General features: G+C 64.9%; 13 protein-coding genes. 3 read left to right on the top strand and 10 right to left on the bottom strand.

Features of this window, described 5'->3' with window-relative positions:
* Positions 1 to 90 precede the first annotated feature (90 nt).
* The 7 genes from AC5Y5O_RS05330 to AC5Y5O_RS05300 all read right to left on the bottom strand — a co-directional run bounded on the left by AC5Y5O_RS05330 (position 91) and on the right by AC5Y5O_RS05300 (position 7,116).
* Entirely contained in the window at positions 91 to 1,035 is a 945-nt protein-coding gene (locus tag AC5Y5O_RS05330) for a MerR family transcriptional regulator (RefSeq protein ID WP_096289180.1), read from the bottom strand.
* A gap of 14 nt (positions 1,036 to 1,049) precedes the next feature.
* Entirely contained in the window at positions 1,050 to 2,552 is a 1,503-nt protein-coding gene (locus tag AC5Y5O_RS05325) for a flavin-containing monooxygenase (RefSeq protein WP_500024072.1), read from the bottom strand.
* On the bottom strand, positions 2,549 to 3,469 hold the full coding sequence (locus AC5Y5O_RS05320; protein ID WP_096289176.1) for a ferritin family protein: 921 nt from the start codon (positions 3,467 to 3,469) through the stop codon (positions 2,549 to 2,551). Before AC5Y5O_RS05320 ends, AC5Y5O_RS05325 begins: the two co-directional genes overlap by 4 nt.
* Before the next feature lie 25 nt (positions 3,470 to 3,494).
* Positions 3,495 to 4,355 carry an SDR family NAD(P)-dependent oxidoreductase gene (locus AC5Y5O_RS05315; protein WP_096289174.1) on the bottom strand — a complete coding sequence of 287 codons (861 nt, stop codon included), beginning with the start codon at positions 4,353 to 4,355 and terminating at the stop codon, positions 3,495 to 3,497.
* Between the two features lie 2 nt (positions 4,356 to 4,357).
* Entirely contained in the window at positions 4,358 to 5,368 is a 1,011-nt protein-coding gene (locus tag AC5Y5O_RS05310; RefSeq protein ID WP_096289172.1) for an alpha/beta hydrolase, read from the bottom strand.
* A 175-nt stretch (positions 5,369 to 5,543) separates the two neighbouring features.
* Positions 5,544 to 6,626, bottom strand: a complete 1,083-nt coding sequence (locus tag AC5Y5O_RS05305; protein ID WP_096289170.1) for a GGDEF domain-containing protein — start codon at positions 6,624 to 6,626, stop codon at positions 5,544 to 5,546.
* Positions 6,627 to 6,762: 136 nt separating this feature from the next.
* Entirely contained in the window at positions 6,763 to 7,116 is a 354-nt protein-coding gene (locus tag AC5Y5O_RS05300) for a nitroreductase family deazaflavin-dependent oxidoreductase (RefSeq protein ID WP_096289168.1), read from the bottom strand.
* 143 nt (positions 7,117 to 7,259) lie between these two features.
* On the opposite strand from AC5Y5O_RS05300, the gene AC5Y5O_RS05295 reads away from it, so the two are divergent.
* Both AC5Y5O_RS05295 and AC5Y5O_RS05290 read left to right on the top strand, forming a co-directional pair.
* Positions 7,260 to 7,730: a DIP1984 family protein gene (locus AC5Y5O_RS05295; RefSeq protein ID WP_096289166.1), complete on the top strand. Its 471-nt coding sequence runs from the start codon at positions 7,260 to 7,262 to the stop codon at positions 7,728 to 7,730.
* Between the two features lie 255 nt (positions 7,731 to 7,985).
* A complete protein-coding gene (locus AC5Y5O_RS05290; RefSeq protein WP_279304518.1) occupies positions 7,986 to 8,804 on the top strand; it encodes a 3-hydroxybutyrate dehydrogenase in 819 nt (272 codons plus the stop codon).
* A 4-nt stretch (positions 8,805 to 8,808) separates the two neighbouring features.
* On the opposite strand, the gene AC5Y5O_RS05285 is transcribed toward AC5Y5O_RS05290, so the two are convergent.
* From AC5Y5O_RS05285 to AC5Y5O_RS05275, 3 genes are all read right to left on the bottom strand, one after another.
* Positions 8,809 to 11,643 (bottom strand): MMPL/RND family transporter, encoded by a 2,835-nt coding sequence (locus tag AC5Y5O_RS05285; protein ID WP_096289164.1) that lies wholly within the window; start codon positions 11,641 to 11,643, stop codon positions 8,809 to 8,811.
* Positions 11,640 to 12,038: an MmpS family transport accessory protein gene (locus tag AC5Y5O_RS05280; RefSeq protein WP_165796434.1), complete on the bottom strand. Its 399-nt coding sequence runs from the start codon at positions 12,036 to 12,038 to the stop codon at positions 11,640 to 11,642. Before AC5Y5O_RS05280 ends, AC5Y5O_RS05285 begins: the two co-directional genes overlap by 4 nt.
* A gap of 352 nt (positions 12,039 to 12,390) precedes the next feature.
* Entirely contained in the window at positions 12,391 to 12,816 is a 426-nt protein-coding gene (locus AC5Y5O_RS05275) for a hypothetical protein (protein ID WP_096289160.1), read from the bottom strand.
* Positions 12,817 to 13,024: 208 nt separating this feature from the next.
* On the opposite strand from AC5Y5O_RS05275, the gene AC5Y5O_RS05270 reads away from it, so the two are divergent.
* Positions 13,025 to 14,473, top strand: a complete 1,449-nt coding sequence (locus AC5Y5O_RS05270) for an FAD-binding oxidoreductase (RefSeq protein WP_096289158.1) — start codon at positions 13,025 to 13,027, stop codon at positions 14,471 to 14,473.
* Positions 14,474 to 14,984 lie beyond the last annotated feature (511 nt).

Here is a 14,984-nt window from a genome sequence, read left to right as displayed (position 1 = left end):
GCGATCGATCGGTGCGCGGCGCCCCGGGGGACCCGAATGGCAAACCTGCGTGAAGCTGTCGACGTCGGCCGCGCCCCAACTGATTGCGCGCTAATTGGCTTTGCGCCGGCGTGCCGACAATTCGTCGGGCGGCGCCTCGGTCCCGGCTTCCGGTGAGCGTTCCAGGTAATCGGCCAGGATGCGGCTGGTCAACGATTCGATGTTCGACTCGATCGACGACGCGAGCGTTGCGGTGACGGTCGCCACCGCCTGAGTGCGGAACCGAACCAGCATCGTGATCAACTCGGCGATCTCGGCATCCGCGGGCAGCGCCTGGCCGGGTTTGATCTTGTCGATGACGTGTTCGGCGCCGGCGCGCACCAACAGGTCGCTGATCTTGTCGATCTCGGGCACGATCTGCTCGTGCAGGTCGACCAGCTTCTCCAATTCGACGCCGTAGCCCCGGATCTCGTTGAACGCTTCGATCAGCTTGGGCCGGGTCACGGTGGCCTGCGCGCCGTCGACGCGGATCACCTGCAAGGCGACCAGCCGGTCGAACGCGGTCGGGTCGTCGACGAGCGCCTGGGCGTCGGCGAGCGGCATGGTCTCCGGCTTCTCGGTGGTCCAGCTGCCCACGATGGCCGTCTCGAGGCCCAGCACGTCGCCGAGGCTCTTGCCTTCTTCCCAGGCGCCCAGCATTTCCCGCACATGGGCGATGTTGTAGCCGCGGTCGAGCATCGAGGTGATCAGCCGCAGCCGGGTGAGATGCGTGTCGTTGAACAACGCGATGCGCCCGACCCGTACTGGCGGCGGCAGCAGTCCGCGATCCCGGTAGACCCGGATGTTGCGGGTGGTGGTGCCGGCCAGCCGGGCCAGGTCGTCGATCCGGTACTCCCCGGACGCCGCATCGCCGTGCGGGTGCCGCACCGCCGCGTCGAACAGCTGCGACACCGCGGTGTCGATGAAGTCCCGCGATTGGCGCCGAACGCGTTTGGGCGCCCGTCGCACGTTGTACAGGACGCTGGCGATCGTGCCGGGTTCCGGTTTCTGTGCCATCTCAGTGCGCCGGCTTAGGCCGACGACGTGACGCGCGCGGTCACTCCGCGCGCCACCGCCTGGTAGTCCGCATAGCGGAAATCGCTCATCTGGCGAAGATACTGGGTCGCGAAACCTGGGTACATCGAGCCGTTGAACCCGTCCTTGGTGAGATACCAACTGCGACAACCCGACATCCAGGTCGTCTTGGTGAGCCGGCGCTGAATGCTCTCATTGTGGCGCCGTTGCACGTCTTCACGTACGTCGAGATAGCGCAGGTCGTCGTCGAGAATGGTGCGGATGCCGCGCACCGCGTAGTCGAGTTGGCCCTCGATGTAGACCAGCAGCGAGTTGTGCCCCGGCCCGGAGTTGGGGCCGGTCATGAAGAACAGGTTCGGATAGCCGTGTGCGTTGATGCTCTTGTAAGCCCGTGCGCCATCGGCCCATTCGTCGGCCAGCGACCGCCCGCCGAGGCCGGTGACGGCGAACGGCGGGCCGGTGAGGTGGACGTCGTACCCGGTGGCGAACACGATGCAGTCGAGGTGATGCTCGATACCGTCGCTGGTGCGGACGCCCACGGGGCTCAGCGTCGCGATCGGCCAGGAGATCAGCTTGCAGTTGTCGCGCTGCAGCGCGGGGTAATAGTCGCTGGAGACCAGCATCCGCTTGCAGCCGGGGGCGAAATCGGGGGTCAGTTGCCGGCGCAGCCACGGGTCCTTGACGGTGGCGCGCAGATGAGCCTGGCCGAGCCGAGCCACCACCGAGGTCAGCGGGGTATCCCACACCAGGGCGGTGGCGCTGGCTTCGTGGCCCCAGAACAGCGCCTGGCGGGCAAGTTGTTGGGCGGCAGGGACTTTGGCGAATAGGGCTTGCACGGCCGATGGGGTCGCCACATCGAGGCGGGGCAGCACCCAGCCCGGGGTGCGCTGGAATACCTTGACGAATCCAGCCTGTTTGACCAGTTCGGGGATGATCTGGATCGCGCTGGCGCCGGTTCCGATGACTGCGACGCGCTTGTCGGTGAAGTCGTAGTCGTGATCCCAGCGGGCACTGTGGATCTTGTGCCCCCGGTAGGTGTTCAGACCACGGATGTTCGGGAAGCTGACATCCGAGAGAGGACCGGAGGCCACAACGACGGTGCGGGCGCGAAATTTCTTGCGGTTCTTGGTCTTCACCGTCCACACGCCGGCGGCCTCGTCGAAGGTCAGATCGTTGACCTCGTGTCGGAAACGGATGTGCGGACGGATGTCGAACTTGGTCGCCATGTCTTCGAGGTGGCGACAGATCTCGGGGGCGGGGGAGTACGTCCGCGACCATCTCGGGTTCTTCACGAACGAGTAGGAGTAGAGCAGCGACGGCACGTCGCAGCTGGCCCCCGGGTAGGTGGTGTCGCGCCAGGTTCCGCCCACCCGGTCGGCGCGCTCTAGGATGATGATGTCGGTAATTCCGGCTTCGGCTAGCCGAATTGCGGTACCAAGCCCGGTGAAGCCGGCTCCGATGATCAGCGCTGCGTAGGTGTGGTCGTTTGCCATGGTCACGCTGCCGGCTCGTGGGTGAGTTCCTTCGACCAGCTCGGTGCCGGCCTCAGCAGCGGCTTGGGATAGAAATCCGACAGCCACACCATGGAATTGGCCAGCAGTTGATAGGGGTGCCGGGGGTTGACCACCCACATGCCGTGGCGCTTGAGCAACTTGTAGGTGGGCACCCGCCGGGTGCGTTCACCCCGGTCGCCGAGTTGCTTGAAACGGTTGACCGCGTTGAACAACCGCTCCGAATCCATCCCCATGCCGGCCATCTCGTTGCGGACCCGATTGAGCAGCGGCACGTACATCAGCACGCCGATGATCAGACCAGGGGACGCGAAGCGCCCGACGAATTCGATGGCGAGTCGACGCGCGCTGGCGTTGCCGATCATCTCCAGCACCTCGAAATCGACGGCGATGTGCCGTGATTCGTCGTTGTTGATCTTCTCGAACACCTGATGGCAGACGGGGTCCTGCACCGTGTCGAGGAGGAACTTCAGCAGCGCGCCGTCGAGTGCGACCTCCAGCATCGGGATCACGGTGCCCAGCACCGACAGCGGCATATCGTCGGCGAATGTGTCCAGCCACTCGATGGCCAACCGGATGTTGACGTTGGGCTTGGGGATCTCGCCGTCGTCGAGCATGCCCCAGCGCTTCATCAGTGCCAGTTCGGCGTTGGCGTGCCGTTGCTCCTCGGCGTGGAAATACCGGTAGATCTCGGCGATGGTGGGGTTCGGCGCCTTCTTGGCGAGCGCCGCGAATCCCCGGGCGCCGATGTTCTCGATCCAGCACAGGTCGGCCATGAAGGCCCGGAGTTTGGGCCGGAACTCGGGCTTGATCGTGTCGGCCCCCGGTGCGTCCCAATCGATATCGGCGAGCGCCCACTGGCGATCCTTGATCTTGGCAAGCATGGCTTCCATGTCGATGGCCACCAGCAGCCCCCTTCTCTTTAATTTGTCAGTGCATGTTAGCCCGCGACACAAGGCCAACCGCACGGGTATAGGCTTGCGGCGCAAGGCGTTTGACGTTCCAGCCGATCTTGGCGTCGAGTTGTGGCAGGCAGTAGAGCTCACCGCGATCGTGAGCGTCCAGGCAGGTCCGCGCGACCTTCTGTGCCGAGAACCCGGTCCAGCGCATCAGCGTGTTGGCGAGGTTGCTGGATTGCTCGCTGATCCGGCCCGATGCGACGATATTGGTCTTGACGAACGTCGGGCACAACACGGTGACCCGGATGCCGGTACCGGACAATTCGGCGGCCAGCGTTTCGGAAAGCGACAGCACGCCGGCCTTGCCGACGTTGTAGGCAGCCATGCCGGGAGCGGCACCGAACGCTGCCGCCGAGGCGACGTTGATGATGCCCCGTGGCGCGTGCGCGGGCCCGGCCTCGCGCAGGATCGGGGTGAACACGTGGCAGCCGTGAATCGGACCCCACAGGTTGATGCCCAGCGCCCACGCCCAATCATCCAGGGACACATCGCCGATGGCTGCGCCGCCGGCGCCGACACCGGCGTTGTTGATGATCAGCGTGGGCGCGGCTCCGAAGAAGGACCGTGCTTCTTCGGCCAGCGCGCGAACGTCGTCGATTCGCGAAACGTCGCAGCGGTTCGCGATCGCCTTCGCGCCGTGCTCGGCGATGGCGTCCGCGGTCTGCTGCGCGGCGACCTCGTCGATGTCACTGCATACCACCGTGCCGCCCCGGCGAGCGAGTTCGACGGCGAACGCCGCGCCGATCCCGCTGCCGGCCCCGGTCACCACGGCCAACGCGCTGTGGCTGGTGGTCTTCGACGTGCCGAGCAGTTTATCCAGTGGTCCGAGCATCGTCAGCCCACCTCGTCAACCACGGCGCGGGCATCCTGCAAGGCGTGGGCGATGAACCGCGCAACGTAGGCCATGGCCTTTGCCGCTTCGGGTGTCATGCGCGGAAGTGCTTGGAACACATGGACTTGGTGTGGCCACACCTGCAGTTCGCAGCGGCCGCCGGCGGCTTTGATGTCGGCGGCCAACTGCCGAGCATCGTCCTGCAGCATTTCGGCCCCGCCGGCCTGAACCAGGGTCGGCGGCAGCATCGCACCGCCGGCGACGTCGAGTGTCAACCGAGGATGGGTGAGATCGATTTCCGGGTGGTAGAGCGCGACGAGACGGGCCGCGTCGGCGACTCGGATGGCGGGATCGGGACGAATCTTCTCGCGAGCGAGTGCGAGCGCGAAGGTCATGTCGATCAGCGGCGAGAACAGCACCAGCGCGGCAGGAGAGTTCGCGGCGACCTCGGGCTGCAGCAGCATGTCGACCGTCAGGTGACCACCCGCCGAATCACCGGCTATCACAATATTTTTCGTCGGCACGTCACACGTTTGCACCAGCCAGTCCCAGCCCGCCCGGACATCGTCGGCGGCGGTCGGAAAGCGATGACGCGGCGCCAACCGGTAGTCGATGCTGAACACCGGCAAGCCGGTCAGCGATGACAGCCAGGATGTCAACCGGCGGTGAGTCTTTGGCGAACATATGGCATAACCGCTGCCGTGCACGTAGTAGATCGCGCCGGCTTTGCTGGACGAATGCCTGGTTTCGCTCGTCGGCGTCCGGGGCCCGTACACCCATTCGCCCTTGACCCGGCGACCGTCGGGCAGTCTCGTGTCGACCAGTTCAACGCGGGTGCCCGACAGTGAGGGGCCGAAGGTGGCCATCACACGCGCGATCATCTGGCGCGACAGCCAGATTCCCCACGCGCGTTCGGGCGGCACCAGCCCGCTGAACGGTCGCAGGGTGTAGGTGCTTACTGCCGCTGCGCCGCGGGACCGCAATGACCCGCGGGCCGGAACGATGTCCGCCATGCAACGCAGTCAACAGCAAATGGTGACATTCGTCAATGGCAGCTTTTGGCCGGAGCGGCGGTCAGCCTGCCCATTGCGTCGTGAAGGCGGCAACCGACTCCGCGGTGCGACGACGGGCCGCTGCGGGATCGGGAAACGCGGCGGCCAGGCCGTCGACGGCGCGGCAGCCGCGTGGCTAGTCCAGCGGGTAGCGGTATCCGGACAACCGAACCTGGTTTCCGCCAGCGCGTTTCGCCTCGTACATCGCGGCGTCGGCGGCCTCGACCAGGCTTTCGATGATCTGGCGCCCGGGTCTTTCGACCACCATCGGCAGACGAGCGCTGCTGACACCCAAGCTGGCGGTCACGTACCAGGGGGTCGCGGCAATGGCCACCCGCATGGCCTCGGCCGCCTGGAGCGCTTCCTGCTTCCCGATGCTCTCGGCGACCAGGAATTCTTCCCCGCCGACGCGAGCGATCACCGTCTTGCCGCCGCGAATTCGGCGGAGGCTGTCGGCAACGGCCACCAAGATCCGGTCTCCGGTCGCGTGACCGTAGGTGTCGTTGATGCGCTTGAAATTGTCGAGGTCGATCATCAACACGCTGATGCACAGCGGGCGCTCGTCCCCGGCGAGCAGCTTGGGCGCCGTTCGATAAAAGCCCCGCCGGTTGCGCAGCCCGGTGAGCGGATCGGTCGAGGACTTCAGGGCGTCCACCGACAACCAATGCACGAGGACCTGTCCGCAGAACGGTACTGCCAGCAGCCCCGCGCTGAGCACCAGCCAATCCGCTGTGGCGATCAATGCATCGCTGTTCGCGGCGATGCGGGCGGCGCAGATTGCTGCCGCACCTGATGCGGTGCCGAGCGTGAAAACCAACACGCGAGCCGAGTGAAAGAACGCGACGTAACCGGCCAGGCCGCCGAATGCCGCACACCCGAGCATTCCGTTACGCGGGTCGGACTGCACAATGCAAACCACCGCGATGCCCAGCGCGCCGACCGCTGAAAAGACCTTGGATTGCGCCCGGGTCGGCCAGCACCGCCCGTATACCAGCGCGAACCCCGCGAGGATGACGATGGCCGCCACGGCGGCGGCGCGCTGCGCGGGTGCGTGCGGACCTGATGGGCTGCTGAGCATCAACACCGTCGCTGCCACCAGGGTGGTCAGGATCGCGACGAGCAGGAAGCGGACAAACGGCTTCAGTCCGCGCGCGGCAAGGTATTCCGACAGCCAGTCATAGTGGTCGGGCTGCCGCCACCACGCGCTGATCCACCCCATTTACCGACGCCCCTCGCCCCCGGTGACGTCGGAAATCGACGGCGCCGACCAAACCTCGGTCGTATGCTACTTACCGGTTGCTGAAATGCGGGGCTCTTCGCGCAAAGCGGGATCGCGGAGCGGACGTGCAGGCCGACTATTTGCCGCGCTGGAGTGCGAACACCGGGATGACACGCGTGGTCTTGGTCTGATACACCCCGAAATTCGGCGACCGGGACACCACCTGGTCGAACAGGGAATCGCGCTCCTCGCCCAGCGCCTCGCGGGCCGTGGCCTCGAACGATTCGGTGCCTATCTCCAGGCGCACCCGTGGATTGGCGCGCAGGTTGTGCACCCATGCGGGGTCGTTCGGTGCGCCGCCACGCGAACCGATGATCACCAGGGCGTCGTCGATCGGGAAGTACGCGAGTGCGGTCAAGCGCGGCAGGCCTGACTGGGCGCCGGTCGTGGTCATCAACAGCACAGCAAGTCGTGATCGGTTGGTACGCATAGCTTCTTGCCCGTGAGGTGGCGCTTTGGGCACTGCGTGGAAGGTGAATTGCCAGCCGCCCAAGCCGGGTTCATGATGCTAGTGGCCCGGGCTACCCGACGCGGTCACTTGGCCGGGCCGGCAATCACAAAGGAGTTGGAATCGTGAAGCTCGCAGAGGCTTTGTCGCTTCGCGCGACCGCGGCGCGGCGGATCGAGCAGTTACGCACTCGCATCGTGAACAACGCTCGATACCAAGAAGGCGAAGAGCCCGCTGAAGACGCGTCAGCCCTGCTGACCGAGGTCGGCGAGGTGCTCGATGAGTTCGAAACTCTGATCCGGCGTATCAACCGCACCAACGCTGCCACCACCATCGACGCGGACGGCACCCTGACCGATGCGTTGGCCCGCCGCGACGCGTTGCGCCACCGTCACTACGTGTTGACCGTGGCGGCGGATGCCGCCGCGGGCACCAACCAGCCCAGCTACTCTCGGCAGCTGCGGTCTGAGCTGAAAATGCAGTCCGCGTTGCCTGTCGCCGAGTTGCGCGCGCAGGCCGATGTGCTGGCGCGCGAGCTTCGTGAGCTAGACGTGCGGATCCAACGCTCCAACTGGGAGGTAGATCTGCTGGATTAAGAGGTGGAGCAGGTAGTTGTCGTGAAGGCGTGCGCAAGCCCTGATCGGCGGGCGAAGTCCGGTCTCTCCTGGCGCACGAAGGGCAGTGCAGAGGGTCCGATTCCCTCATCACATCGCAGCCCAGCATTGCGCACCGGTGACAGCACACAGCACACAGCACATCACCACGTGCAGATTCGTGACGATGAGGGCGGGCAAGGGGCATCCACCTCAGGAAACGCCGGCCGGGAAGCTTTCGGCGGATAATCACCTCCGATGGCCGAGATGCGGCCCCAAGGGGAGAGTGTGGCGATGATCCACGGAAAGTCGGTCGTTGTAACGGGTTCCACGTCGGGTATAGGTCTTGCGATCGCACGGGCTTTCGCCGCCAAGGGAGCGAACGTGACCCTCAACGGCTTCGGTGACCCGGACGCCGTCGAGCAGCAGCGGTCCGATATCGAAGAGGCTTTCGGGGTGACGGCGGCCTATTCGGGCGCCGACGTGACCAAGCCGGCCGAGATCGCCGAGATGATCGGCGACGCCGAACGGACCTTTGGATCGGTCGATGTCCTCGTCAACAATGCCGGCGTCCAGTTCGTGGCGAAGCTGGAGGACTTTCCGGTCGAGAAGTGGGACGCGGTGATCGCGACGAATTTGTCGGCGGTGTTCCATACGTCTCGGTGCGCACTGCCCGGGATGAAACGGCGCGCCTGGGGCCGAATCATCAACATCGCCTCGGCGCACGGCCTGGTCGCGAGTGCGGAGAAGTCCGCCTATGTCGCGGCCAAGCATGGCGTTGTGGGGCTGACCAAAGTGGCGGCGATCGAAACCGCCGAGTACGGCATCACCTGCAACGCAATCTGTCCCGGATGGGTCATGACCCCTCTGATCGAGCAGCAGATCGAAGCGTTCGCCACGTCAGCGGGAAAGTCCTTTGACGAGGCCAAGCAAGAGTTCGTCGCCGACAAGCAGCCGATGGCCCGCTTCACCCGACCGGAAGACGTTGGGGCACTTGCGGTTTTCCTGGCCGGCGAGGCGGCGGCCACCATCACCGGTGCCAGCTACTCGATCGACGGCGGCTGGACCGCCCAATGACGCCCTAGGTGGTTTGTGCCTGCGGCAGCGGGCGACTACGCACCAGCGTCGGCCACCAGAACCATGGTCCGAGAATGCGCATAATGCACGGCACCACGAACGACCGCACGATCAGCGTGTCGAGCAGCAATCCGATACACACGGTGGAACCCACCTGGCCGATGGTTCGCAGATCGCTGGTCAGCATTGCCAACATCGTGAACGCGAACACCAAGCCCGCGGACGTCACCACACCGCCGGTACTGCCGAGCGCGCGGATCAGGCCGGTGTGGATTCCGGCGTGCAGCTCCTCTTTGACGCGAAGGATCAACAGCAGGTTGTAGTCCGAACCGACCGCCACCAGGATGATGAACGTGAGCGGCAATATCAGCCAGTGCAGCGGCAGACCGATGAGATGCTGCCAAACGAGGATGGAAAGCCCGAACGCGCCGGCGTAGGAGAAGGCCACCGTCAGGGGAATTACCAAGGCCGCCATCAGACTTCGCGTCAGGAACAACATGATCAAGAAGATCAGCACGAAGGCGGCGATCGCCACGATCAGCAGATCGGACGCGGCGTATTGCTTGATGTCTTTATTGGTTGCTCCGGAACCGCCGATATAAACTTTGGAGCCGGCCAGCGAGGTCTCCTTGAGCGCCACGGTTATTGCGTTGGGGAACTGTTCGACGTGCTGCACACCCTCCGGGCCGTTGGCGTCCCCCTCGTGGGTCACGATGATCCTGGCGGCCTTGCCATCCGGCGACATCAGCAGCTGCATACCGGTTTTGACGTCGTCGTTGTCGAAACCCTCGTGGGGGATGTAGAAGAAGTCATCGCTGCGGGACTGGTCGAAGTCGAGCCCGACATTGATCTGGTCGTCGAAAGTCTGGTCGGTCTGCGTGGTCTGCAGAGACGACTGGCCGTAGGTGTTGACCAATAGATTGGCCAGCGCCTCCGAGTCGTCGGCCGTGAGTTTCAGCTGGGTGATGATTTGCGGCAAGGTCTTGTCGATGACCTCGAGCGAGGCTACGGCGTCCTTGATGTCGTCGGCCATCTTGTCGAGGCCGTCAATCGATTCGAACAGCGACCTGAATGCGTAACAAACGGGAATGTCGAAACAGTGTTTCTCCCAATAGAAATAGCTGCGCATCGGCCGGAAGAAGTCTTCGAGGTTGGCCAGGTTCGACCTCAACTCGTCGGTGACCTTTTGCATGTCCTCCATCGTGAGGACCGTCTTGTGCATCTCATCCGACATCGTCTGAAAGAAGCCGATCTCTTTGCGCAAGACCGCGACGGTGTGCTGCGTGATCTCGGCCTGCTCGCTGGTATTGGCGTTTTGCCGCTGGCTGAACGGGAGCTGTTGGCCCAGACCGCTGCCCTGAGTGGTGAACAGGTAGGGGATATGGGCATGTTCCAAAGCTCGACCCATGGGCCTGGTGATGCTCTGCACCATCGCGACGCCGGGAAGGCGTTCGAGAGCCTTGGCGGCGCGGTCCAACGAGATGAAGTCGGCCGAATTTCGCAGGTCGTGATCCGACTCGATCATCAACATCTCGGAAAAGAGCTTGCTCTTCGGGAAGTGCCGATCCGCCGCCTGGAAACCAAGATTGGCGGGGGAATTGTGCGGCTGGTACTGACGATCGTCGTAGTTCTGCCGGTACGTCGGCACGAAGATCGCCCCGAGCATGACGGCAGCGGTACTGGCCGCCAGGATTGGCACCGGCCATCGGACGACGCTCGTCCCGATCCGTCGGTAAAGATGCGCCTTGGCCTTGCTTTTCGGGTCGAAGAGCCCAAATAGGCTGCCCACCGTCAAGAAGGCCGGACCGAGCGTCAGCGCTGCCGCGATGGTGAACAGCATGCTGATCGCAACCGCCGGCCCCATGGTGTGGAAGTAGTTGAGTCGCGCGAAAGTCAAGCAATAGCAGGCCCCGGCGATCGTCAAACCGGACCCGAGGATGACCGGCGTGACGCTCTTATACGCGGTGTAGAAAGCCTGCTCCCTGCCCTCGCCGTCATGTCGCGCCTCGTGGTAGCGGCCCATCAGGAAGATGCCGTAGTCCGTGCCCGCTCCCAGGGTCAGCGCGACGACGATATTCACGGCGAATGACGAGAGTTCGATGTACCCGAGATGACCGAGGGTAGCGATAACCCCCTTCGCGACCAACATCTCGAACAGAACTCCGGCCAACGGGACAAACAGGGTGACGACGGAGCGGTACACCAGCAGCAGCATCCCGATGATCAGAAAGATCGTCACGATCGTGATGTCGTTCAGGCTCGAATTCGCAATAGCTACGGTGTCCGAGGCCAGCGGTGCGGCGCCGCTGACGTAAACCTTGAGCCCGGGTGGCGGCGTGTCCTTGGCGACGATATCCCGAACGGCCGCAACGGATTCGTTCGCCTGCATTTGGCCGATGTCGCCGGCGAGACGAAGGAGCACGTATGCGCACTTGCCGTCGAGGCTCTGCGCCCCCGCGGCGGTGATCGGCTTGCCCCACAGATCCATGGCGTACTGCACATGCTTGGGGTCTTGCTTGAACCGTCGCATCAGATCGTCGTAGTACTGATGATCCGCGTCGCCCAGCGGCCGGTTGGCTTCCAGCACAATCATGGCCAAGCTGGTCGAATTGGACTCGTGGAACTCCGCGCCGATGGACAACAACGCCCGCTGCGACGGCGCGTAGTGCGGGACCACCGGCCCCGCGAGTTCTTCTGCGACCCTCTCCACTTGCGGCATGAAGGTGTTCGTCGACACGGCCAGAAGCGCCCAGAAGGCGATGATCGGTATCGCGAAGATGCGGACCATTCTGGGGACGAATGGTCGCTTCGCCACGGGCTCCGACCGATGCTCGCTCATGCGGATTTCACCAGGCAAAAGACGTGTGCGTCCTGATGGGCATCGGACTGTTCGGCGCGGACAACGCCGTTCACCCGCAACCGGCAGCCGACTTGGCCGCCCTGAACCTGGGCCGAGATGCTGCCGGACACCACGGTCAGTGTGGTCGACTCGGTGTGCGACCACGGCAGCGTCGTGAGATCAACCCGATGCGGATGTCCGTTGACGTCCACCCAGACGAGCATCCCGCCTTGCCCGACGTTGCCGAACAACTCGTAGGTGAGCCGTTTGATACTGAACTCCGGCGGTGCCGCGGGCTCGTTGACGGTGATGACGGGCGGGGGATCGGAGAACTCGTGCACCTTCCACATGGCCACCCCTCCGACGGTGAGCGCAACGACGGCAACCAAAGGCATCCAGACTCGTGCCAGGACGGTCCTGCCGACTGAACGAGGGCTCACTCGATCACCTTTTCGGACGACGGTTCAGGCCTTGCGCTCGCATGTCATCCCCGCCTACGCGCCGCCCGAATAGTAGACGGTCATGTGCCCAATGCGGTGGACTGATGGTCAAGAGTAGCGGCTTTGCGCCAATACGAGAACATGACGACTACGGACGTTGCCACCCACCGGGGCTCACGGCAACGGGGATGCGCCCAGTCGCGCTGATTGCAGCGCGAACCGATGCGACCACGCCGGTTTGCTTAGGGCGCCGCCGGCGTGTGAAACGGCTTGTCAGAAAGGGTGCGAGCGGAACCCATCGTGTTGCTCACGACAATTTCCGCAAACGTCTTTTCAACCTCGCGCTGCGCAGGATCTGAGTCGTGAAGTTCAAGGAGGCGAGCATGGGGAACACCCCGAGGAAGGTCCGCTCCGACGGGGTCGCCCCGTGCAGGTGGTACAGGCTCCCGAACACGTAAAAGCAACCCACCGAGAACAAGGCGCCGGGGATGCTGAGCGTCAGCAAGGAGCTGCGGTCGGCCACGATCCGCTTTGCGTAGTCGAGCTCTTCTTGCGACATCGGTTCGCGTTTGCGCACCTTGGTGGTGACCGCTCTGGCGATGCCGATTTCGTCGGCTATCGGAGGGGACGGTCGTTCCCCCAGGCGTTTGACGTACCCGGCAGCAATGGTGGCGAACACCAGGGCCATTGCCAGGGCAACGACGGTGAGCAGCCCGTATAAACCTTGCTCCATTGCGCGCTCCTTGCCTGACGGTAGCCGTTGTGGACGCGACCGAGCACTAGCTTAGGCCCGAGCGTGCGGCGCGGGGAATCACTGCCAGCCTTTGGTCAGGCGGCGGTAACGGTTCGAGCTCGTTTCGGTCATGGCGCCGCACGTCGGGCGCTGCCGCGTATCCCGCGGTCTAACAATGCGGGCATGACGCAATCGCGGGAGTCCGACGGTGGCGCGTGAGATCTCGCGGCAGACGTTTCTGCGCGGTGCCGCCGGCGCGATAGCGGCCGGCGCGGTATTCGGCACGGGCCGATTCGGTTCCGCCCCGGCGACCGCCGCGCCGAACGCCACTGGCTGGGACGGTCTTTCGTCCGCGCTTGGTGGCAAGGTGCTGTTGCCGGACAGCCCGCAATTCGGCTCGGCCAAGCAGGTTTTCAACACCAACTACAACGGACTGACGCCGGCGGCGATAGTCACTCCGACGTCGGCGGCCGACGTGCAGAAGGCGATGGCCTTCGCCGCCGCCAATCACCTCAAGGTCGCTCCGCGCAGTGGCGGACACTCGTATATCGGCGCGTCGACGGCCAACGGCGCCATGGTTTTTGACCTGCGTCAGCTGCCCGGGGGAGTCAACTACGACGCGGCCACCGGGCAGGTCACGGTGACGCCGGCGACGAGTTTGTATTCAATGCACGAGACGCTGGCCGGTGCCGGCCGGGGTTTGCCGACGGGTACCTGCCCATCGGTGGGTGCCGCGGGACACGCGTTGGGCGGCGGAATGGGTGCCGACTCGCGGCATGCCGGTCTGCTCTGTGACCAACTGACCTCGGCCCAGGTGGTGCTTCCCGGCGGCCAGGCGGTCACCGCGTCGGCCAACAGCAACCCGGATCTGTTCTGGGCGTTGCGCGGGGGCGGGGGCGGCAACTTCGGGGTGACCACCTCGCTGACCTTCAACACCTTCCCCACCCACGACGTCGATGCCGTCAACCTGAACTTTCCGCCGCAGTCATTCGCCCAGGTGCTCGTCGGTTGGGCCAACTGGCTGCGCACCGCCGACCGCAACAGCTGGGCGCTGGCGGACAGCACCACCGACGGGATGGGCACGGCGTGCCGCATTCTCGCGACCTGCCCGGCCGGATCGGGACCCGGCGTGGCCAACGCCATCGTCTCAGCCGTCGGCCTGCAACCGACCGGCACCGAGAGCCACACCTTCAACCGGATGGACCTGGTCCGGTATCTGGCCGTCAACAATCTGAACCCGCAGCCGCTGGGTTACGTCGGCGGGTCGGATGTCTTCCAGAGCCTCACCCCGGCCGCCGCTCAGGGAATCGCGGCCGCGGTCAACGCTTTTCCGCGCGGCGCCGGCCGCATGCTCGCCATCATGCACGCTTTGGACGGCGCCCTGGCCACCGTCGCCCCGGGTGCCACCGCCTACCCGTGGCGCCGGCAGGCCGCCCTGGTGCAGTGGTACGTCGAAACCGGTGACCCGGCGGCCGCGACCAACTGGCTCAGCACGGCACACCAAGCGGTGCAACAGTATTCGGTCGGCGGCTATGTGAACTACATCGAAGCCAACCAGCCGCCGGCGCGTTATTTCGGGCAGAACCTGCCCCGGTTGTCGGCCGTGCGGCAGAAGTTCGATCCGGGCCGGGTCATGTTCTCCGGGTTGAACTACTAGCAGCTTCGTCGAGTGTGCGGTCGCGGCGTTGAGTCTGCGCCCGCGGTGCCCACCGTGCGCTCGGGGCGCCGACACGCCGGGACGGCCCGCCGTCAGCGCACCCTCGACGCCGCACGAGCCGAGACAGCGCCTCCGCAAACGGATGCCGGCCGGCGGCCAAACGCCGGATGCGCGGCGCTCGATGACACCCAAGCTTCCGCGGACCCTGCTGTGTCCGGGATCACCCGGGTGCCTTGGCGGGGGCTTAGTAGCAACAGCGCAGGGAGAGAGGATAGGGTAACCAAAAAAATTAGGGCAGCCTGTGCTAATTCAGGGAGGTTTGGTGGTGCGTGCCCCCGCGGGCTCGGAGAATATCCGTGCGGAGGTAGCCGAGTGGGTCGGCGTTGCTGTTGACGCTGTTCAGCAGGCCGGCAACCTGCGGTGTCGGGCCTTGGGCTCGCTGCGCGTGACGTCGCCGGCCGGCCGGTCGCGGCGAGTGGCGGCAGGGTCCCGGGCCGCTGCTACCCACTCG

The organism is Mycobacterium sp. NGS40, assembly GCF_059812735.1.
The sequence above is the reverse complement of the archived record's forward strand: the minus strand, read 5'-3'. Positions and strand labels throughout refer to the sequence as shown.

Bases quoted from the DNA above. Each gene is read 5' to 3' on its own strand.
- AC5Y5O_RS05330 (WP_096289180.1), bottom strand. From the start codon at position 1,035: ATGGCACAGAAACCGGAACCCGGCACGATCGCCAGCGTCCTGTACAAC.
- AC5Y5O_RS05315 (WP_096289174.1), bottom strand. From the start codon at position 4,355: ATGCTCGGACCACTGGATAAACTGCTCGGCACGTCGAAGACCACCAGC.
- AC5Y5O_RS05310 (WP_096289172.1), bottom strand. From the start codon at position 5,368: ATGGCGGACATCGTTCCGGCCCGCGGGTCATTGCGGTCCCGCGGCGCA.
- AC5Y5O_RS05305 (WP_096289170.1), bottom strand. From the start codon at position 6,626: ATGGGGTGGATCAGCGCGTGGTGGCGGCAGCCCGACCACTATGACTGG.
- AC5Y5O_RS05300 (WP_096289168.1), bottom strand. From the start codon at position 7,116: ATGCGTACCAACCGATCACGACTTGCTGTGCTGTTGATGACCACGACC.
- AC5Y5O_RS05290 (WP_279304518.1), top strand. From the start codon at position 7,986: ATGGCCGAGATGCGGCCCCAAGGGGAGAGTGTGGCGATGATCCACGGA.
- AC5Y5O_RS05285 (WP_096289164.1), bottom strand. From the start codon at position 11,643: ATGAGCGAGCATCGGTCGGAGCCCGTGGCGAAGCGACCATTCGTCCCC.
- AC5Y5O_RS05280 (WP_165796434.1), bottom strand. From the start codon at position 12,038: ATGCCTTTGGTTGCCGTCGTTGCGCTCACCGTCGGAGGGGTGGCCATG.
- AC5Y5O_RS05275 (WP_096289160.1), bottom strand. From the start codon at position 12,816: ATGGAGCAAGGTTTATACGGGCTGCTCACCGTCGTTGCCCTGGCAATG.